The sequence below is a fragment of the Sulfitobacter sp. HI0027 genome, from assembly GCF_001634775.1.
GTDB lineage: Bacteria > Pseudomonadota > Alphaproteobacteria > Rhodobacterales > Rhodobacteraceae > Sulfitobacter.
On record NZ_LWER01000079.1, the window covers coordinates 41,225 to 59,385 of the forward strand.

Here is an 18,161-nt window from a genome sequence, read left to right on the forward strand (position 1 = left end):
AGATGTTCGAAGCTTGAGGATGACCCGGTGCAGACAACGATCAAATCAGCAGTAAGTTTTTCTGGCACAGGCCTGCACTCCGGTCAGCCTGCGACGGTGACTCTGCGCCCGGCCTCCGCCCACCATGGCATCTGGTTCTCGCGCAGCGATGTGGCCGTGGGCGACCGACTGGTCCCCGCCCGCTGGGACGCGGTGAACCGCTCGCCGCTCTGCACCAAGTTGGAAAACCCCACTGGCCTGTCGATCTCTACCGTTGAGCATCTGATGGCGGCCATTGCTGGCTGTGGCATCCATAACCTTTTGATTGAGATCGACGGCCCCGAAGTGCCGATCCTCGATGGCTCCTCCCTGCCTTTCGTGCGCGGCATCATGCAGCGCGGTTTGCGTCAGCTTGCGGCCCCTGTGATGGCGTTTGAAGTGCTCAAAACCGTGAGCGTGCAAGACGGTGATGCAACGGCCACGATCTCTCCGGCGGACACGCTGCAGATCGACTTTGAGATTGATTTCGCCGATGCGGCCATCGGTCAACAGCACAAGTCGCTGATCATGAACAACGGCTCTTTTGCACGCGAACTTTGCGACAGCCGCACCTTCTGCCGTCAGGCCGATGTCGAAGCGATGCAGGCCAATGGTCTGGCGCTCGGCGGTGAAGCGGGCGAGAACGCAGTGGTTTTCGATGGCGATGCGGTTGTCAGCCCCGGTGGTTTGCGCCACGCGGATGAGCCTGTGCGCCACAAGATGCTTGATGCGCTTGGCGATCTGGCGCTGGCGGGTGCACCGCTGTTGGGCCATTACGAAGGCAAACGTGCGGGCCATTCGCTGACCAACACGCTGCTGCGCGCGCTCTTTGCCACACCGGATGCCGTGCGTCTGGTGGCCTGTGACGCGGCGCAAACGGCACGGTTGCCGGGCTCCGGGCTGATCTGGGGCGAAATCCCGCAGGTTGCTTGATCTGGCAGCAGGTCGAAAACACCTCGAACCGCAGGGCGCTTAGGCGGCGAAGTGCCATTGAACGCCCTGCCAATGCCTTGTATTCACTAAGCCGAAGTGACATGCCTGACCCAGCGATGCGCCACCGCGTACCCGGCTGCGGGCGGGGGTGGAATGGGCGTTTTGCAACGCAGATTATTGTGCTAGTCACATGCGCAAGAGGGTCAAAGACCATGGGTTGGACGATGCAAGGGGTGCGGGCATGACGGTAGCAGGATCGCGCAAGCGGACGATCAGTGCGGTGCTTCTGGTCGCGACATTGGCGGCCTGCGGCGGTGGTGACGGACGATCGGACGGCAGCTTTTTCAACCCGCAGGAAATCCCGCTTGAGACCTATTCAGCCGAGCAGATCTTTGCGCGCGGCGAATATGAGTTGACCAACAACAACCCCGGTGAGGCGGCGTTTTATTTCGCCGAGATCGAGCGCCTTTATCCTTATTCCGAGTGGGCGAAACGCGCGCTGATCATGCAGGCTTTCGCCTATCACAAGGATCAGGACTACCCCAACAGCCGCTCGGCTGCGCAGCGATTCATTGATTTCTATCCCGCCGAAGATGATGCCGCCTATGCGCAGTATCTCTTGGCGCTGAGCTATTATGACCAGATCGACGAAGTGGGCCGCGATCAGGGGCTGACTTTCCAAGCGCTGCAATCCCTGCGCGCCGTGATCGAAGGCTACCCCGACAGCGAATATGCCCGCTCTGCGATCCTGAAATTCGACCTCGCGTTTGACCATCTGGCGGGCAAGGAAATGGAGATTGGCCGCTACTATCTGCGCCGCGATCACCATACTGCCGCGATCAATCGCTTCCGCGTGGTGGTCGAGGATTTCCAGACCACGACCCATACCGCCGAAGCCCTCCACCGTTTGGTCGAAGCCTATCTGTCGCTGGGTCTGAACCATGAGGCGCAGACGGCGGGGGCCATCCTTGGCCACAACTACCGTGGCTCTGAGTGGTATGAGGACAGCTACAAACTGCTGACCGGGCGTGGCCTGGCGCCGGCCTTCTACAAGGACAACTGGCTGGGTGCAGCCTATCGCCAGACCATCAAGGGCGAGTGGCTTTAAGGGGGGTGGGGTTGCCCATCCGACGGTTCTAGATGCTGCGCGGACTTGATATTTCGGACATGCTGATCATCGACCGGCTGGAGCTTGGCTTCCAACCGGGTCTGAACGTGCTCACCGGTGAGACCGGCGCGGGCAAGTCTATCTTGTTGGATTCACTTGGGTTTGTTCTGGGCTGGCGCGGTCGCGCCGATCTGGTACGCCAGGGGGCAGCACAGGGGGAAGTGACCGCTTGGTTCGACCTGCCGCCCGGCCACCCGGCCCATGCGGTGCTCGAAGACGCAGGTCTGCCTGCCGGGGACGAATTGATCCTGCGCCGCATCAACACCTCCGAAGGGCGCAAGACCGCTTGGGTAAATGACCGCCGCTGCTCGGGCGAGGTGCTGCGGCGCCTGTCTGAAACATTGGTGGAACTGCACGGCCAACATGACGATCGCGGTTTGCTGAACCCGCGCGGCCACCGCGCCATCCTTGACGATTACGCCGGGAATGACCGCGCGATTGCAGCGGTGCGGGAGGCTTGGACGGCCCTTGGTGCGGCGCGGAAAGCGGCCGCCGCTGCTGCCGCCCAACGCGAGGCCATCGCCGCCGAAGAAGAGTTCCTGCGCCATGCGGTGGCGGAACTGGACAAGCTCGCCCCCGAAGCGGGCGAGGAAGCCACCCTCGACACCCGCCGCCGCCAGATGCAGGGCGCCGAAAAAATCCGCCGCGATGTGGTCAACGCTTATGAGTTGTTGGGCCAAGGCGGGGCAGAAACCGCCATGGGCGACGCGCTGCGCTGGCTTGATGGCGTCGCCGACAAGGCCGAAGGCGCGCTAGAGGGGCCACTCGCCGCGCTGAACCGCGCCATGGTTGAACTGGACGAAGCAATGTCCGGCGTGGCCGATGCGATCGACGGCATGTCATTCGACCCCTATGAGTTGGAAGCCTGCGAAGAGCGGCTCTTTGCGATCCGCGGCTTGGCGCGCAAACATGACGTGCGGCCCGATGAATTGGCTGGTTTCGCCGACACGCTACGCGCCAAACTCGATGCGCTCGACGCGGGGGAGGCCGCGCAGGTGGGGTTGGAGAAAGCCGTGCGCGACGCGCAGGCGCTTTACGATGAGCGCGCCGAAGCCCTGACGACGAAACGCCGCAAGGCCGCGGTCAAACTCGACAAGGCGGTGGCGGCGGAACTTGCCCCGCTCAAGATGGAGCGCGCGGTGTTCCAGACCCAATTGACCGACGAGCCCGCAGGCCCCGAGGGGCGCGATGCAGTGTCCTTCACCGTGGCGACCAACCCCGGCGCGCCTGCCGGGCCTTTGGGCAAGATCGCCTCGGGCGGGGAACTTAGCCGGTTCCTCTTGGCGCTGAAAGTCTGCCTGACACAAAGCCAATCGGGCCTGACCCTGATCTTTGATGAGATCGACCGCGGGGTAGGGGGCGCCACCGCAGACGCCGTAGGCCGCCGCCTGAAAGCGCTGGCGGCTGAAGGGCAAGTGCTGGTCGTCACCCACTCGCCGCAGGTCGCGGCATTGGGCGCGCATCACTGGCGCGTGGCCAAATCGGTTGCCAAGGGCATGACCACCTCAACGGTCACGGCACTCGCCCCCGAAGAACGGGTGGACGAAGTCGCGCGGATGCTCGCGGGCGATACCATCACCGATGCCGCCCGCGCGGCAGCCGAGGCATTGCTTAACGGGCAACAGGGCGCGACGACTTCTTAAATGGCGGTTTTACCCAAGGTCAGCTTGCCCTAGACAGAAAGGGTCCAACTGGTCCAAGTCCCATGCCTCCGCAAGATAACGCATTCTTTTCCCAACAATTGCATCAGGCGCTCTGCGGCTGCAAGCAGGGCTGGACGGTGCTGCGCACCCGGGGGCCGGGCAAGATCACCTTTTGGTTCATCGCGTTGTTGGTGGGCATTGCGGCGGGCTTCGCGGCCTTGTTCTTTCGCAAAGGGATCAACTGGTTACAGGCCACGCTTTACGGCACGGACGACGTTCAATTTCTGCACAGCTTTCTCGCCGGGTTGCCATGGTATTGGGTGGTGCTGATCCCCACGTTGGGCGGGCTACTTGTTGGGCTGATCCTGCACCGCTTTACCCGCGACGGGCGTGCCCGCAGCGTGGGCGATGTGATCCTCGGGGCCGCCCTGCACGACGGTCGGGTCGAAACTCGCGCCGGGGTGGCCTCGGCATTGGCCTCGCTTATCACTCTCTCGACGGGCGGCTCATCAGGCCGCGAAGGGCCGGTGGTGCATCTGGCCGCCGTGATCTCGACCAAGGTCAGCCGCTTTATCAAGGCCGATGGGATCACCGGGCGTGACCTTCTGGGCTGCGCGGTGGCGGCGGCGGTTTCCGCGAGCTTCAACGCCCCCATCGCGGGCGCGCTTTTCACGCTCGAAGTCGTGCTGCGGCATTTCGCGGTCCATGCTTTCGCCCCTATCGTCATCGCTTCGGCTGCGGGCACGGTGATCAACCGGCTGGAGTTCGGCGGCTTGACCGAGTTCGTCTTGCCCAGCCTTGGGGATGTGCAATTTTACGTCGAACTGCCCGCCTTCCTGTTGCTGGGGCTGACCTGCGGTCTGGTCTCTGTCGTGCTGATGCGGTCAATCTTTTGGGCCGAGGATTTTGGCAACTACCTGCAAGCCCGGACCGGGCTGGCGCGTTGGCTGCGCCCGGCGGTGGCGGGGGCGATCCTTGGCATCATTGCGCTCTGGTTTCCGCATATCATCGGTGTCGGCTATGAGACGACCTCCCGCGCGCTGGTCGGCGAGCTGGTACTGCATGAGGTGATCATCTTCGCGGTTCTCAAAGTCGCCGCCGTCGCGATCACTCTGGGGGGGCGGATGGGCGGCGGTGTCTTTTCGCCCTCGCTGATGGTGGGCGCGCTCACAGGGCTGGCCTTTGGTTTGATCGCCACCGGCGTTTTCCCTGAGATCTCCGGCTCTTCCTCGCTCTATGCGCTGGCGGGGATGGGCGCGGTGGCCGCCGCCGTGCTGGGCGCGCCGATCTCCACCACGCTGATCGTTTTCGAGATGACGGGCGACTGGCAAACCGGTCTGGCGGTGATGGTTGCCGTCAGCATGTCGACCGCGCTGGCCTCCCGTTTGGTCGACCGGTCATTTTTCCTCACCCAGATGGAGCGGCGCGGCATTCATCTGGCCGCAGGCCCGCAGGCCTATCTGCTATCCATGTTCATGGTGGGCCGGATCATGCGCCGCCCCGATGACGAAGACGCGGCCTCGGAGGAGGCCTGTTGGGATTTGATCGACAAGGGCACCTATATCGACGGCAGCGCCACGCTAGAGGCCGCCTTGCCGTTGTTCGACCAGACCCATTCCAACTTCATCCCGGTGGTCACCCTCAGCGCCGATGCGCCGCCCGAACTGCTGGGCGCGCTGTTCCACGTCGATGCGCTGAAGGCCTATAATCGCGCCCTCGCCGCCACCGCGGCAGAGGAGCATTCCTGATCCCGGATCAGATACGCTCAATGGCGATTTCATCCATCGGCGTGAAGGCCAGATACCCTTTGATCTCGGCCACATCGGCTTTCGGGTCTTGATAAGACCAGACGGCATCTTGCAAGGTACGGCTCTTGGTCACGACCGAGAAATAGCTGGCGTCGCCCTTGTAGGGGCAATGGCTGGTCTTGTCTGAGCCATCAAGGAAGGCCATCGCGATGTCGCCGCGCGGGAAATAGATGACCGGCGCGTGGTCCCCTTCGCGCAGCTCCAGCGCGTCTGTGGTCTCGCCCAGCACGGCCCCGCCAGCGCGAACAACCCATGTGCCTTGGGCCGGAGTAATCGTAATATGGTCGGACATGCCGTACCCCCCTAGCTTACTGAAATCGGACGCTCATAGGGGCGCCGTTGCCGCATCCAACCACAGTTTTGTAACAGGTGATACCCGCGGCCCGATCTTTTCCGCAACGTCGCGGTGATAAACGTTCAGCCATTCGCGCGCCTCGGGGCTAAGCGCCTCCACATCGATCAATCGCCGGTCAATCGGCACGAGCGTCAGGGTGCGCCAATCGAGCATCTTGCGATGCGCGTCACCGCCGGGCAAGGCGGGGGCCTCCTGCACCACCAGAAGGTTCTCAATGCGAATGCCGAACGCCCCCTCGCGGTAATAGCCCGGCTCGTTGCTCAGGATCATACCCGGTAGCAGCGGCACATGGCTCGTCCGGCTCAGCCGCTGCGGCCCCTCATGCACCGACAAGTAAGCGCCAACGCCATGCCCCAGACCATGATCGAAATCCTGCCCCGCCATCCAAAGCGGCAGACGCCCGAGCATCTCGATATCCCGCCCGGCCAGCCCGCGCGGCCACCGCAGACGGCTCATGGCGATCATGCCCGACAACACCCGCGTAAAGGCGCTGCGGGCATCCTGATCGGGGCTGCCGATGGCAATGGTGCGGGTAATATCCGTGGTCCCGTCAAGGTACTGACCGCCACTGTCGAGCACCAAAAGATGTCCGTCCTGCAGCAGGCTGTCGGTTTCCTCATTCACCCGGTAATGGATGATCGCCCCATGCGGCCCGCTGCCCGAGATCGTCTCAAAGCTGATGTCACGTAAGGACGGATCCCGGCGGCGCAAACCTTCCAACTGCCGCACCACCTGTGTCTCTGTGATCGTGCCGGGGGGCTGCGCATCCAGCCAGGCGAGCAGCTCCGCCATCGCCGCGCCATCGCGCAGGTGCGCCTCCGCCGCGCCTGCAATCTCAGCGTCATTCTTGCAGGCCTTGGGCAGGGCGCAGGGGTCTTCCCCCGCCTGCGCGCGGTCCCCCAGCAGGTCCGCGAACAACACCGGCGCCGACTGCCGATCAAGCCGCACCGGCCCTTCCAACGCGCGCAGGGTATCAGGCAGGCCAGCGGGGTCATGCTGCACCACCTCCGGCCCCAAATGGTCCGCCACATCCGCCAATTTCTCGGCCGCCATAAACAGATCAACCCGCGCGTCGTCATGCAAAACGGCAAAGCCATGGGCCACGGGATTGCGCGGAATGTCCTGCCCGCGAATGTTCAACAACCAGTTGTGGCTGTCGGGAAGGGTGATCAACGCCGCCTTCTGCCCCGCCGCGCGCAGGTCTGCCGCCAAACGTTGCCGTTTGGCGGCATGGCTTTCCCCGGCAAAGCGCTCAGGGTGGGCCGCCACCTGGCCCATCGGTGCCGCAGGCTGGTTCTCCCAAACCCGATCCACCATATTTTCGCTGCGTCGCAGCTCAATGCCAGAGCCCGCCAATGCTTCCACCAAAAGGTCCATCTGCCCGGGCGTATGCAACATCGGGTCGAAACCAACCACACCGCCCTCAGGCAATTGGTCCTTCAACCAATCGGCCAAAGACACCTCGGGCCAAGGCACAGGCGTAAAGACCTCCGCCACCTGCGCCTTGACCTGCGTGCGGTAGCGCCCGTCGATAAAGACCCCGGCCACATCTTGCAGTGCCGCACAAAAGCCTGCTGATCCGGTAAATCCCGTCAGCCACGCCAAACGATCATCGCGTAGGGCGACATATTCCCCCTGATGCGCATCGGCGCGCGGCACCAAAAATCCATCCAACCCTGCCCGGACCAACTCCCCGCGCAGCGCTTCCAGCCGTGGCGGCCCCTGCTCAGGACGCGCGGTGACCTCGAAACTCTGGAACACACGCCCCTCCTTCATCCTTTTTCAAATACCGATCCTGCAGCTTCAGCCCACGCGACGCATGCCCATGACACGCGCCCGTTTCCGCGGGTCGCTGTCAAAGAGCGCGGCAAGCTGTTCGGTCATCGCCCCCGCCAGTTGATCCACATCCGTGATCGTCACGGCGCGGTCGTAATAGCGCGTCACATCATGGCCGATGCCGATCGCCAAAAGCTCCACCGCGCGGCGCTTTTCAACCATCGCAATCACGTCGCGCAGATGTTTCTCCAGATAGTTGGCCGGGTTCACCGAAAGCGTGCTGTCATCCACCGGTGCCCCATCGGAAATCACCATGAGGATCTTGCGCGCCTCATGCCGTGCCAACATGCGGCGGTGCGCCCATTCCAGCGCTTCCCCGTCGATGTTCTCTTTCAGCAGTCCCTCTTTCATCATCAGGCCAAGGTGGTCGCGGGTCCGCCGCCACGGGGCATCGGCGGATTTATAGATGATATGCCGCAGATCATTCAGCCGTCCGGGCTGGGCAGGGCGTCCGTCGTTCAGCCACGCCTCACGCGCCTGACCGCCCTTCCAAGCGCGGGTGGTAAAGCCGAGGATCTCGACCTTGACGTTGCACCGCTCCAAGGTCCGTGCCAACACATCCGCACAGATCGCGGCGATGGAGATGGGCCGCCCGCGCATAGAGCCGGAGTTGTCCAGCAGCAGCGTCACCACCGTGTCGCGGAATTCGGTGTCCTTCTCAACTTTGAAGCTGAGCGGCGTGGTGGGGTTGGCCACGACCCGCGCCAGACGGCCCGCGTCCAGCGTGCCTTCTTCGAGGTCGAACTCCCACGAACGGTTCTGCTGCGCCTGCAGACGGCGTTGTAACTTGTTGGCCAAACGGCCCACAGCGCCTTTCAGCGGCTCAAGCTGCTGATCCAAATAGGCGCGCAGACGTTCCAGTTCGATCGGTTCGGCCAATTCCTCGGCCCCGATCACCTCGTCATGCTCGCCGAGATAGACGCGGTACTCAGGATCGGCATCAGAGACAGGGGGCGGGGGCGGCGGGTCCATGGGCGCGTCGCCCTCGGGCATATCCGCCTCATCGCCCAATTCTTGATCCGCCTCGTCATCCATCGAGACCTGCGCCTGACTTTCGTCCTGCTGCTGCTCTTGAGAGTTTTCGGGCGTGCCTTCGGCCTCTTCCTCGTCCTGATCGTCTTGGCCAGTGCTGTCGGGGTCTTGCTCCTCTTCGGAGCCCTCTTCGGCCTGATCCTCCTGCTCGTCGTCTTGGCTGTCGGGGTCGTCACCCAATTGATCGCCATAGCCAAGGTCCGAGATCATCTTGCGCGCCAGCCGCGCGAAATCGGCCTGATCGGCAAGGCTGCCGTCGATCCCCTCAAGGGTGCCGCCCGCCTGATCTTCGATAAAGCCGCGCCAGAGTTCCATGGCGTTCTCGGCCCCTGCGGGCAGGGGGCGCCCGGTCGCCATATGACGCACCATATAGCCCGCCGCGACCGAAAGCGGCACGTCGCTTGCCTGTTTCGCCTGATCGTAGCCGCGGCGCAGGGCCTCGTGCTTGATCTTGACGTCGATATTGCCCGCGGTGCCGGGCATGTCGCGCGCGCCCATGGCCTCGCAACGGGCGGTCTCCATCGCCTCATAGAGTTCGCGCGCCATGTCGCCCTGCGGGGCATAGCGGGCGTGGGTAGCGGCATCATGGTAGCGGCGGTTCAACGCCAGGGCGTCGGCGGTGCCACGGGCCAGTAAAACCTCCTCACGGGTCATCCGTCGGCTGACCTGCGGCAGGCGCATCGCGTCACCAGAAAGCCCTGACGGATCAACGGAGTAGCTGACGTTCAGCTCGGCATCATCGGCCATCACTTTGGTGGCCTCTGCGAGGGCCTTTTTGAATGCGTCAGCGGGGTTGTCGGATTTCTTCATGAGCCCATGCCTCTGTCAGCTTCGACATGAGGTTTGGCAGGTTTTCACGGAAGGGTCAAAGGGGCAGGCGCGTGCAATCAATACGCCAGTTTCCGCCCATAGCACCCGCTGAGCGGGAACCCCCACCCGCAGATCGGCATTTCCCCAGCAGTCGACGCACCGGTGCCTCTCTGAACCCTGGCAGCAACGCGTCTCAGCAAGTAGGAGTAAGGAAATGACCAATTTTATGCAACATGCGAGCCGTCTGGCTATGATCACTGTTTTGGGGGCCGCGCCTTTGGCCGCCACCGCACAGGATGCGACAAAACCCGCATCAGACGAAGCCACTGCCGAAGCGCCTCAGACCGATGAGGCGACACAGAGCAGCGAAGCCACAGCGAGCGATAATGCGGTAGAGGCCGAAACCGAAGCCGACACGGCTGAAGCGCCCGAAGGCGAAGCCGAGATGGAAGCCGACACGGCTGAAGCACCTGAAGCTGACGCCGAGATGGAGGCTGATACCGCAGAGGCACCCGACACGGACGCCGCCACCGACACTGCCGAAGCACCGGCCACGACTGAGCCGATGACCGAAGACACGGCAGAGGCCCCGGCAACGGAGCCCTTGGGCGACACCGTCGCCCCCGCTGACACAACCGCCGAGGCGCCGGCAGAAGAGCCTGCAAAGCCGGTTGAAGGTCAGATCACCATGCAAAGCGAGAACACGATCCTCGCCGACGATCTGATTGGCAGCAACGTCTATTCCGACGCAGGTGAAAAGATCGGCGATGTAGATGACCTGATCGTCAATCTTGATGGCACCGTCGAAGGTGTCGTGATCGGTGTCGGTGGTTTCCTCGGCATGGGTGAAAAATGGGTTGCCGTGAAAATGGACAGCCTGTCGACCATGACGGACGAAAGCGGCACGCTGCGTCTGGTATCCTCGGCCACGAAGACCGACCTTGAAGCCGCAGAGGCCTTTAAAACCGCGCAGGATATGGAAGCCGAGCAGCAGGCGCTTGAAAATGCTGCCCCGCAAGACCCCAACGCGGTCACCACTGAGCCCGCACCTGTCAACTAAGTACGGGGCCACAGCCTGAACGATAAAGGGGCGCTGATATCAGCGCCCCTTTATTCTTGGTTGGTGGTGTAAACGGCTTAGCCCAAGCTGAGGCTGGCCGCGCTTTCGGGCAGTTCCTCGTCAAACAGACGCTGGTAGAACTCGGCCACGGTCTGGCGCTCCAACTCATCGCATTTGTTGAGGAATGACAGCCGGAAAGCATAGCCGACATTGCGGAAAATTTCAGCGTTCTGGGCCCATGCGATCACGGTACGGGGCGACATCACGGTGGACAGTTCGCCGTTCATGAAGGCGGTCCGCGTGAGGTCCGCCACAGTCACCATCTGCTTGAGGGTCTTGCGGCCCTTCTCGGTGTTGTAATGCGGGTTCTTGGCCAGCACGATGGCGGTCTCGGCGTCGATGCTGAGGTAGTTCAGCGTGGCGACGAGCGACCAACGGTCCATCTGCGCTTGGTTGATCTGCTGAGTGCCGTGATAAAGCCCGGTGGTATCACCCAATCCCACGGTGTTGGCCGTGGCAAAGAGGCGGAAATAGGGGTGCGGGGTGATGATCTCGTTCTGATCCATCAGGGTCAGCTTGCCGTCATGCTCCAGCACGCGCTGGATCACGAACATCACATCGGCGCGGCCTGCGTCATATTCATCAAAGACGATGGCGGTCGGGTTGCGCAGCGCCCAAGGCAGGATGCCTTCGTGGAATTCGGTGACCTGCTTGCCGTCGCGCAGTTTGATCGCGTCCTTGCCAATCAGGTCGATCCGGCTGATGTGACTGTCGAGGTTGACGCGCACAGTGGGCCAGTTCAGCAGCGCGGCGACCTGTTCGATATGGGTCGATTTGCCGGTGCCGTGGTAGCCTTGGATCATGACGCGGCGGTTGTGGGTGAACCCTGCGAGGATCGCCAACGTGGTGTCAGGATCAAACTTATAGGTGCTGTCGATGTCCGGCACGCGGCTGGTGCGCTGCGGGAATCCTTTGACGACCATATCGGTGTCGATGCCAAAGACATCGCGCACCGAGAGTTCTTCGGTGGGTTTCATGTCATGTTCCAGTGCACCGTCGGCCATCGCTCGTCATCCTTTTCGTTAGGCGCGCGGTCGGGGCCGCGCGCGTATCTGGTGCAACATATCGTGCATATCCGCAAGGGGAAGGGGCAACTGGCATTATCCGCACCCGGCCGCTGGTCCGGTTGTGGGATCAGTCCTTGAAGTTGCGGCTGCCCTTGATCTGGTCCCATGCCCAGACGACAAGCTGCAACTGCTCTTCCTGACTGCGGTCACCGCCGTTCATATCGGGGTGCAGCACTTTGATCAGCGCTTTGTAGGCTTTGCGGACCTCGGGTTTGGTCCATGTGTCCTTGGCTTCGAGAATCTCGATCGCGCGGCGCTCGGTCGGGGGCAGGCGGCGGCCCGCTTGCTGGCCCTTGCCGGGGTTCTGGGTCGCGTTCTTGCCCAAAACCTGATGCGGGTCTTCGATGCCAAGGCGTGCCCATGCACGCTGCTCGGGGTCGCCGAGCGGCTTGGTGGCGCGTTCCCAGACCTTGTCCTTGGACATCTGAGCGTTCAACTCGGCCTCGGTGGTGCCGTCAAAGAAGCTCCACTTCGCGTTGTATTCGCGAACGTGTTGCTGGCAGAACCAGAAGTAATCATCCAGCACATCGGGGGCCTTGGGCGCGCGGAACTTGCCCGGCTCGTCGCAGCCCTCATGGTCGCAAATCCGGGTCGAGGTTTCCGACGCACCGGACATGCCGCGGCGGCCGCGGGGGTTTTTCTTTTTGGAGGACGACACGGACATGTCGAATCCGAAGGGATCAGCTTTTGGCATGTGGATAGACCTTTCCGACTCAGGCCGGTCACCATATACCCTGCGTCGCAGGATTGAAGGGGGCCGAGGTAAAAAACATGTCGACAACACAAGAGATTTCAGACCGGCTGGAAGCCGCTTTTGCGCCGCGAGAATTGGATGTGGTGGATGACAGCGAAAGCCATCGCGGTCACGCCGGGTTTCAAGAGGGGGGCGAAAGCCACTTCAACGTGCGCATCCGCTCAGAGCGTTTCAAGGGTCAGAACCGGCTGGCGCGGCACCGGGCGGTGCACAGTGCCTTGGGGCCGGATCTGATGGGGCGCATTCATGCGCTGGCGCTGGATCTGGACGAATAAGGCCCCCGTTTAGGGCTTTGACTTGTCGTCGTCTTCGTCGGATTTATCCGGCGAAGAAACGTCCGGCGCTTGCTCTGTCGCGGTGCCGGAGAGGAACGCAGGTGGCGTTGCCAGCTTGGCGGGTTCCTCTTTGGCGGGCTCCACCTTTGTAGGGGCGTCATCGTCGGGCGTGATGGAGGCGGGCGCATCGGCCTGAAGCGCCGTCTCGTCGCCCTCAATCGTGGCGGACAATGCAGGCGTTGCAGCGGCGGGGGGCAACAGATCGCCGTCCTCAGGTTGGCTGTTCGCGCTCGCCAAGCGGCGGAACACCAGCACATTGCGCCACTCGGTGGTGGTCGAGGTCAGGCCAGAGCGTTCTTGCGAGGGCAATGTCTCGGCCCGCTGGTACTCCCAGCCCTCGGCGGCCTGTTCGTTCAGGCACTCTTCCAACGTATTGGCAAAGCGCGCTTCGGGGGCTTTCAGACCTTTGGCTTTCTGCCCTTTGGTGGGGGCGGGAAGGATCTTGTATTCGTAGCGCATAGGGGCCTCGGCTGGGTTGGCGACATGAGCCGCGTCAGGTGAGTTTCAGGCGGATTTGCGGCGGATGCCGATGCTGCGACCGGCCTGCGCCGGTGTGGGCAATTTGGCATGGCTGCGGCGCATCGCGTCAAGACGTGTCAGGATATGCTGCGGCATCGGGGCGACACGCGGGCCGGATTGGTCCACATGCAGCGTTAACCCTTCGGCGGTGGCGGCGAGCCAACCGTCGACGTGCCACAGCTCTTGAAAGCTGTGAAACCGTTTCTCGTCATGGTCGAGCAATTGGAAGGTGGTGTAGACGCGGTCACCCTCATGCAATTCGCGCAAGTAGCAGACGTGGAATTCGGCCACATAGGTGGTGCAGCCCGTGCGTTGATACTCCGGCCCCAGCCCAATGTCGCCATAGGCTTGGTCAACGCCCTGATCGAACAGGACGTTGTAATAGGCCATGTTCAAATGACCATTGAAATCAATCCATTCGGGGAGAACTTTCATCTCGCTCGAACGGAAGGGGGCCGGGGTCTCGCTCATTGCTGGGCGAGCTTGCGCGACACGATTTCGTTGACGGCCTTGGGGTTGGCCTTGCCGCCCGTGGCTTTCATCACCTGACCGACGAACCAACCCGCAAGTTTCGGGTTCTGCTGCGCCTTGGCGACCTGATCGGGGTTGGCGGCGATGATTTCATCCACTGCCGTTTCAATCGCCCCGGTGTCTGTGACCTGCTTGAGGCCCTCAGTCTCCACGATCTCTGCCGGGTCGCGGCCAGTTGTGTAAGTAATTTCAAAGACTTCCTTGGCGATCTTGCCGGAAATCGCATCTGACGCGATCAGATCGACGATGCTGCCAAGCTGCGCCGGGGTGACCGGGCTTTCGGTGATGCCCTTGTCGTCTTTCTTGAGACGCCCGAAGAGTTCGTTGATCACCCAGTTCGCCGCCATCTTGCCATCGCGCCCCTGCGCCACGGCCTCAAAGTAGCCCGCGCTGTCGAGATCGGCGGTCAGCACGGAAGCGTCATAGTCGCTCAGGCCAAAGTCACCGATGAAACGCGCTTTCTTCTGGTCCGGCAGTTCCGGCAGGTTTGCGGCAATCTCGTCCACCCAAGCCTGCTCGATCTCCAGCGGCAGCAGATCGGGGTCGGGGAAATAGCGGTAATCATGCGCCTCTTCTTTGGAGCGCATGGAGCGGGTTTCTTGCTTGTCTGGGTCGAAAAGGCGCGTTTCCTGCACCACTTCGCCACCGGCTTCGACAATCGCGATCTGGCGTTTGGCTTCGACTTCGATGGCCTGCTGGATAAAGCGCATGGAGTTCATGTTCTTGATCTCGCAGCGGGTGCCCAGATGGCTGAAATCCTGTGTCTCTTGGTACTTCTCGTACTGGCCCACGCGGCAGATCGACACGTTCACGTCAGCACGCATCGCGCCGGACTGCATGTCGCCGTTGCAGGTGCCGAGATAGCGCAGGATTTGGCGCAGTTTGCCAAGGTAGGCGGCGGCCTCTTCGGGGCCGCGAATGTCGGGGCGCGAGACGATTTCCATCAGACAGACGCCGGTACGGTTCAGGTCGACGAAAGACATATTCGGGTCCATGTCGTGGATCGATTTGCCTGCGTCCTGCTCCATGTGGATGCGCTCGATCCGCACCAGACGGGCGGTGCCGTCGCCAAGCTCGACCAGCACTTCGCCTTCGCCGACGATGGGCTCGTAAAGCTGGCTGATCTGATAGCCCTGCGGCAAGTCGGGGTAGAAGTAGTTCTTGCGGTCGAAAGCGGATTTCAGGTTGATCTCGGCCTTGAGGCCCAGCCCGGTGCGTACGGCCTGTTCGACGCAGTATTCGTTGATCACCGGCAGCATGCCGGGCATCGCGGCATCGACGAAGGCCACGTTGCTGTTGGGCTCCGCGCCGAATTTGGTCGAGGCGCCGGAGAAGAGTTTCGCGTTCGACGCGACCTGCGCGTGCACCTCCATCCCGATGACCAGTTCCCAGTCATGTTTGGCACCGGCAATTACGCGCGGTTTCGGGGTGTCGTAACTCAGATCAAGCATCGCGGCCGCCTTCGGTCAATTGGAACTTGGCCGGTCATACTGGAGCGCACCACGCGCTTCAAGAGGCAGGCTAGCCCGGCATGGCAATCTGGCGGCGGCCTTCGGTGAAAATGACCCGTTTGCCCGCTTCGATCTCGCCTTGGAACAGGCCGGTGATGATGCGCATCGCCTCATCCCGGCCCGAGGCGGCAAAGCGCCGGGCGGAGCGGACGCGCAGGTTGTTGTCGAAGCCGCGTGCAGCATGAGCCCAGAGCAGCGGGTGCAGTTCCGTCATATGGTCCCGTACAATCCAGCGGGCGCAATCGGCGATCTCGGCGCGCACGGCCCCTGCGGCATCTTCGGACGGGGTGGCCTGACCGATGGCGCTGGCACAATAGGCGGCCAGCAGGTTGGCGGTATGCGGATCGGGGCGACGCGCGAGGATATCGCGCAGCCCTTCGATGAAAAACGGCACATCAAGATTGGCACAGGCCCGCGCATCGCAGCTGATCGCGTCGAATTGCACCCATGTATAGCCGCCCGCGCCCCATGTCTCTTCGGTCCGCGCGGCAGTGCGACGGGCCTCGAGTTCCAATTGGTCATATGAGCCATGCCACCGCGGCAGAAGGTGGTTGCCCATGGCCCGCATGGGGCGCGGGTTTGCGGGGTTCAGGTCGATGAGCCGTGCGTAGCGGTCGGCCACGGCGCGGGCGTCACCGCCGGTTCCCCCCAATAGGGCACAGTGCGTCGCCGCGAGCAGGGGCGAGGCGGCTGTGTCCTTGTCGAATGCCGCGAGGATTTGCTCCGCGCGTTCAAAATGCGCCACAAAGGCCGCGTGGTTGCGGGCGGGCACGTCGCTGTCCCAGCCCGTCCCGCGCCAGGCCCAGCCGATGTCCATATGCGCTTGGGCCACGATGGCCGCGATCACGGGGCTTTCGGCATGGTCGGCGAGCACATGTTCCAAGGCTTCGATCCCGGCCATCAGCGGGGCGTCGCTGGCCGGTTTGCCGTCATAGAGCGCATGTTCGGCAGCAAGAATCACATCCGCCCGCGCGCCAAAGGCCATCAGTTCGGCCACCGGCATGGCGCCCGGTGTCATTTCGCGGCGCATATCGGCGTCATGCAGCAGGGTTGCCATCTCATCCCAGCGTTCTTGGCGCACCAGCCATTGCGCGCGGTATTGGTGGCGGTCGCGCTGCATCTCTTCGGCGGTGGGGTCGGGGCAGGAAATGCGCAGCAAGGCGTCGCGCGGCGCACGGCGGCGCAGCAGCGGCATTTCCAGCGGTTCAAGCTCGGGCGCTTGGGGCGCGGGTTTGCCAAAGAACCCCTGCAAGGCGGACGGGATCATATGCGAGAGTTTCTTCATCTGGGGCCGGTCCTGCCTGCTATTTGTCGATGATTTAGGTTTGACCGGGCAATGGGGCGGAACCGTGTCCGGGGTGCGGAGCTTTCGGGAAAATTCTGCAGCGGGGGCGGGCATGAAAGCGTAGCCACAGGCCACAATCTGGCATCTGGGCGGCGCGCTGTTTCCCGATCAGAGGAAATCTGCCGATCTTGCAAGGCCGTCATGCTTGCGAACCGCGCTTTGGGGCGGTCTTATGCGCGCCATGAGACCTGCCATGATTGCCCTGCTGCTCTGCACAAGCCCCACATTGCTTTGGGCCGAGCTTCCCAAACAGCCCGCCCCTGTGGTGGAGGTGGATAACGTGGTGCAGACCGCCGCGACCTCTTTGTCTTTCCCCGATGCGGTGGAGGCTGACGAGGAACCGCCGGCGCTTGAAACCGCGCCGTTCACGACAACGCTGCGCCCGCCGGCGCGTCCGGGCAATCTGCCGCGCACGCGCTGGCAGCATATGCGGGGGCATTCGCTTTGGACGCGGGCCGCTATTTCGGCGCTCAAGTCGCATGGCAAGCCCTTGGTGGATATGGTGCCTGCGGATGTGCAGGAATGGTGCCCCGCCTATCCGGAGGCATCCGAGAGCCAGCGGCGCGCCTTTTGGGTCGGCTTTATGTCGACGCTGGCGAAACATGAAAGCACCTATCGGTCTTGGGCCGTGGGTGGGGGCGGTCGGTGGTATGGGCTGTTGCAGATCCTGCCGGGCACGGCGCGCGGCTATAAGTGTAACGTTGGCAGCGGTGATGCGCTTAAAAACGGGGCGGCGAATCTCAGCTGTGCCGTGCGGATCATGGCGACGACGGTGCCGCGGGACGGGGTGATTGCCGGAAATGGCAAGCGCGGTGTCGGGGCCGATTGGGGGCCGATGCGCAGTGCGTCCAAACGGGCGGATATGTCTCGCTGGCTTCGGCAGCAGTCCTATTGCAAACCGTTGAACGCGACACGGCCCCGCAGCCGTCCGTAAATCATTGGATCAGCGTGAAGTGGTGCCGCTCTGTGGTGATGCCGCGCGCATGTAGCGCGGTTTCCAATGCGCGGTGCGGTGGGGTGGCCTCGAAGGGCAGTTTGATCTTGCGGCCCGTCTTTAGAATGACTGTGGCGCGGACCGACATATCAAGCCGCGTATCAAGCCGAACGCGGTCGATCTGCGTCAGCGCAATTTTCGCGTCACGCTTGCCGGTTTCCCATGACAGATTGTCGGTGTCTAGCGTCAAGCCGCTGCTCGGATTGGTAAAAAGCTCCCAAAGCGCAGGCAGGGTGAAGAGCCCCAGCAGCCCCACAAGCCAGCCCGAAGCATCAAGCCAGAGCCACCCCGCGCCGAGGGCCGCCCAGATCGCGGGCAACACCAGCAGGGCCGTCCGGCTGCGGGCATGGCGGCGGTAGGTATAGGCCGCCATGCTTTCTGT

The 18,161-nt window shown here is 62.8% G+C and carries 17 protein-coding genes; 7 read left to right on the forward strand and 10 right to left on the reverse strand.

The window, feature by feature from the left end:
- Nucleotides 1-27: 27 nt before the first annotated feature.
- The 4 genes from lpxC (at nucleotide 28) to A3722_RS04590 (ending at nucleotide 5,510) form a co-directional block, all read left to right on the forward strand.
- Nucleotides 28-951: a UDP-3-O-acyl-N-acetylglucosamine deacetylase gene (lpxC, locus tag A3722_RS04575; protein ID WP_067626763.1), complete on the forward strand. Its 924-nt coding sequence runs from the start codon at nucleotides 28-30 to the stop codon at nucleotides 949-951.
- Nucleotides 952-1,192: 241 nt separating this feature from the next.
- Nucleotides 1,193-2,059, forward strand: a complete 867-nt coding sequence (locus A3722_RS04580; protein ID WP_067626761.1) for an outer membrane protein assembly factor BamD — start codon at nucleotides 1,193-1,195, stop codon at nucleotides 2,057-2,059.
- Nucleotides 2,060-2,091: 32 nt separating this feature from the next.
- Nucleotides 2,092-3,762: a DNA repair protein RecN gene (recN, locus tag A3722_RS04585; RefSeq protein WP_067626760.1), complete on the forward strand. Its 1,671-nt coding sequence runs from the start codon at nucleotides 2,092-2,094 to the stop codon at nucleotides 3,760-3,762.
- Between the two features lie 62 nt (nucleotides 3,763-3,824).
- Entirely contained in the window at nucleotides 3,825-5,510 is a 1,686-nt protein-coding gene (locus tag A3722_RS04590) for a chloride channel protein (protein ID WP_067626758.1), read from the forward strand.
- 7 nt (nucleotides 5,511-5,517) lie between these two features.
- On the opposite strand, the gene A3722_RS04595 is transcribed toward A3722_RS04590, so the two are convergent.
- The 3 genes from A3722_RS04595 to cobT are packed head-to-tail and all read right to left on the reverse strand — an operon-like array spanning nucleotide 5,518 to nucleotide 9,603.
- Nucleotides 5,518-5,862, reverse strand: a complete 345-nt coding sequence (locus A3722_RS04595; protein WP_067626756.1) for a DUF427 domain-containing protein — start codon at nucleotides 5,860-5,862, stop codon at nucleotides 5,518-5,520.
- A 33-nt stretch (nucleotides 5,863-5,895) separates the two neighbouring features.
- Complete coding sequence (locus A3722_RS04600; protein WP_067626823.1) at nucleotides 5,896-7,686, reverse strand: aminopeptidase P family protein; 1,791 nt, start codon at nucleotides 7,684-7,686, stop codon at nucleotides 5,896-5,898.
- Nucleotides 7,687-7,728: 42 nt separating this feature from the next.
- Nucleotides 7,729-9,603 carry a cobaltochelatase subunit CobT gene (gene cobT / locus A3722_RS04605; protein ID WP_067626754.1) on the reverse strand — a complete coding sequence of 625 codons (1,875 nt, stop codon included), beginning with the start codon at nucleotides 9,601-9,603 and terminating at the stop codon, nucleotides 7,729-7,731.
- A 214-nt stretch (nucleotides 9,604-9,817) separates the two neighbouring features.
- On the opposite strand from cobT, the gene A3722_RS04610 reads away from it, so the two are divergent.
- Entirely contained in the window at nucleotides 9,818-10,663 is an 846-nt protein-coding gene (locus A3722_RS04610) for a PRC-barrel domain-containing protein (RefSeq protein ID WP_067915945.1), read from the forward strand.
- Nucleotides 10,664-10,740: 77 nt separating this feature from the next.
- On the opposite strand, the gene cobS is transcribed toward A3722_RS04610, so the two are convergent.
- The gene (gene cobS, locus A3722_RS04615; RefSeq protein ID WP_067625494.1) at nucleotides 10,741-11,727 is read right to left on the reverse strand and encodes a cobaltochelatase subunit CobS; all 987 of its coding nucleotides are present in this window, start codon (nucleotides 11,725-11,727) and stop codon (nucleotides 10,741-10,743) included.
- A 130-nt stretch (nucleotides 11,728-11,857) separates the two neighbouring features.
- Nucleotides 11,858-12,484 carry a J domain-containing protein gene (locus A3722_RS04620; protein WP_067625492.1) on the reverse strand — a complete coding sequence of 209 codons (627 nt, stop codon included), beginning with the start codon at nucleotides 12,482-12,484 and terminating at the stop codon, nucleotides 11,858-11,860.
- Nucleotides 12,485-12,561: 77 nt separating this feature from the next.
- Here A3722_RS04620 and A3722_RS04625 point away from each other — a divergent pair, with 77 nt between their 5' ends.
- On the forward strand, nucleotides 12,562-12,819 hold the full coding sequence (locus A3722_RS04625; RefSeq protein ID WP_067625489.1) for a BolA family protein: 258 nt from the start codon (nucleotides 12,562-12,564) through the stop codon (nucleotides 12,817-12,819).
- A gap of 9 nt (nucleotides 12,820-12,828) precedes the next feature.
- Here the strand turns inward: A3722_RS04625 and A3722_RS04630 are convergent, their stop codons facing one another.
- The 4 genes from A3722_RS04630 to A3722_RS04645 all read right to left on the reverse strand — a co-directional run bounded on the left by A3722_RS04630 (nucleotide 12,829) and on the right by A3722_RS04645 (nucleotide 16,725).
- Entirely contained in the window at nucleotides 12,829-13,338 is a 510-nt protein-coding gene (locus tag A3722_RS04630) for a DUF4177 domain-containing protein (RefSeq protein WP_067625487.1), read from the reverse strand.
- A gap of 45 nt (nucleotides 13,339-13,383) precedes the next feature.
- Entirely contained in the window at nucleotides 13,384-13,869 is a 486-nt protein-coding gene (locus A3722_RS04635) for a thioesterase family protein (RefSeq protein WP_067625484.1), read from the reverse strand.
- A complete protein-coding gene (gatB, locus tag A3722_RS04640) occupies nucleotides 13,866-15,380 on the reverse strand; it encodes an Asp-tRNA(Asn)/Glu-tRNA(Gln) amidotransferase subunit GatB (RefSeq protein WP_067915947.1) in 1,515 nt (504 codons plus the stop codon). The genes A3722_RS04635 and gatB overlap by 4 nt, the downstream gene beginning before the upstream one ends.
- Nucleotides 15,381-15,450: 70 nt before the next feature.
- Nucleotides 15,451-16,725: a hypothetical protein gene (locus A3722_RS04645; RefSeq protein ID WP_236627343.1), complete on the reverse strand. Its 1,275-nt coding sequence runs from the start codon at nucleotides 16,723-16,725 to the stop codon at nucleotides 15,451-15,453.
- A gap of 253 nt (nucleotides 16,726-16,978) precedes the next feature.
- Between A3722_RS04645 and A3722_RS04650 the strand changes: the two genes are divergently transcribed.
- Entirely contained in the window at nucleotides 16,979-17,719 is a 741-nt protein-coding gene (locus A3722_RS04650) for a transglycosylase SLT domain-containing protein (RefSeq protein WP_236627344.1), read from the forward strand.
- A 1-nt stretch (nucleotide 17,720) separates the two neighbouring features.
- Here the strand turns inward: A3722_RS04650 and A3722_RS04655 are convergent, their stop codons facing one another.
- Entirely contained in the window at nucleotides 17,721-18,152 is a 432-nt protein-coding gene (locus A3722_RS04655; protein ID WP_067630304.1) for a hypothetical protein, read from the reverse strand.
- Nucleotides 18,153-18,161: the final 9 nt, after the last annotated feature.

Bases quoted from the DNA above. Each gene is read 5' to 3' on its own strand.
- A3722_RS04580 (WP_067626761.1), top strand. From the start codon at position 1,193: ATGACGGTAGCAGGATCGCGCAAGCGGACGATCAGTGCGGTGCTTCTG.
- recN (WP_067626760.1), top strand. From the start codon at position 2,092: ATGCTGCGCGGACTTGATATTTCGGACATGCTGATCATCGACCGGCTG.
- A3722_RS04590 (WP_067626758.1), top strand. From the start codon at position 3,825: ATGCCTCCGCAAGATAACGCATTCTTTTCCCAACAATTGCATCAGGCG.
- A3722_RS04595 (WP_067626756.1), bottom strand. From the start codon at position 5,862: ATGTCCGACCATATTACGATTACTCCGGCCCAAGGCACATGGGTTGTT.
- cobT (WP_067626754.1), bottom strand. From the start codon at position 9,603: ATGAAGAAATCCGACAACCCCGCTGACGCATTCAAAAAGGCCCTCGCA.
- A3722_RS04610 (WP_067915945.1), top strand. From the start codon at position 9,818: ATGACCAATTTTATGCAACATGCGAGCCGTCTGGCTATGATCACTGTT.
- cobS (WP_067625494.1), bottom strand. From the start codon at position 11,727: ATGGCCGACGGTGCACTGGAACATGACATGAAACCCACCGAAGAACTC.
- A3722_RS04620 (WP_067625492.1), bottom strand. From the start codon at position 12,484: ATGCCAAAAGCTGATCCCTTCGGATTCGACATGTCCGTGTCGTCCTCC.
- A3722_RS04625 (WP_067625489.1), top strand. From the start codon at position 12,562: ATGTCGACAACACAAGAGATTTCAGACCGGCTGGAAGCCGCTTTTGCG.
- A3722_RS04630 (WP_067625487.1), bottom strand. From the start codon at position 13,338: ATGCGCTACGAATACAAGATCCTTCCCGCCCCCACCAAAGGGCAGAAA.
- A3722_RS04635 (WP_067625484.1), bottom strand. From the start codon at position 13,869: ATGAGCGAGACCCCGGCCCCCTTCCGTTCGAGCGAGATGAAAGTTCTC.
- gatB (WP_067915947.1), bottom strand. From the start codon at position 15,380: ATGCTTGATCTGAGTTACGACACCCCGAAACCGCGCGTAATTGCCGGT.
- A3722_RS04645 (WP_236627343.1), bottom strand. From the start codon at position 16,725: ATGAAGAAACTCTCGCATATGATCCCGTCCGCCTTGCAGGGGTTCTTT.
- A3722_RS04650 (WP_236627344.1), top strand. From the start codon at position 16,979: ATGATTGCCCTGCTGCTCTGCACAAGCCCCACATTGCTTTGGGCCGAG.
- A3722_RS04655 (WP_067630304.1), bottom strand. From the start codon at position 18,152: ATGGCGGCCTATACCTACCGCCGCCATGCCCGCAGCCGGACGGCCCTG.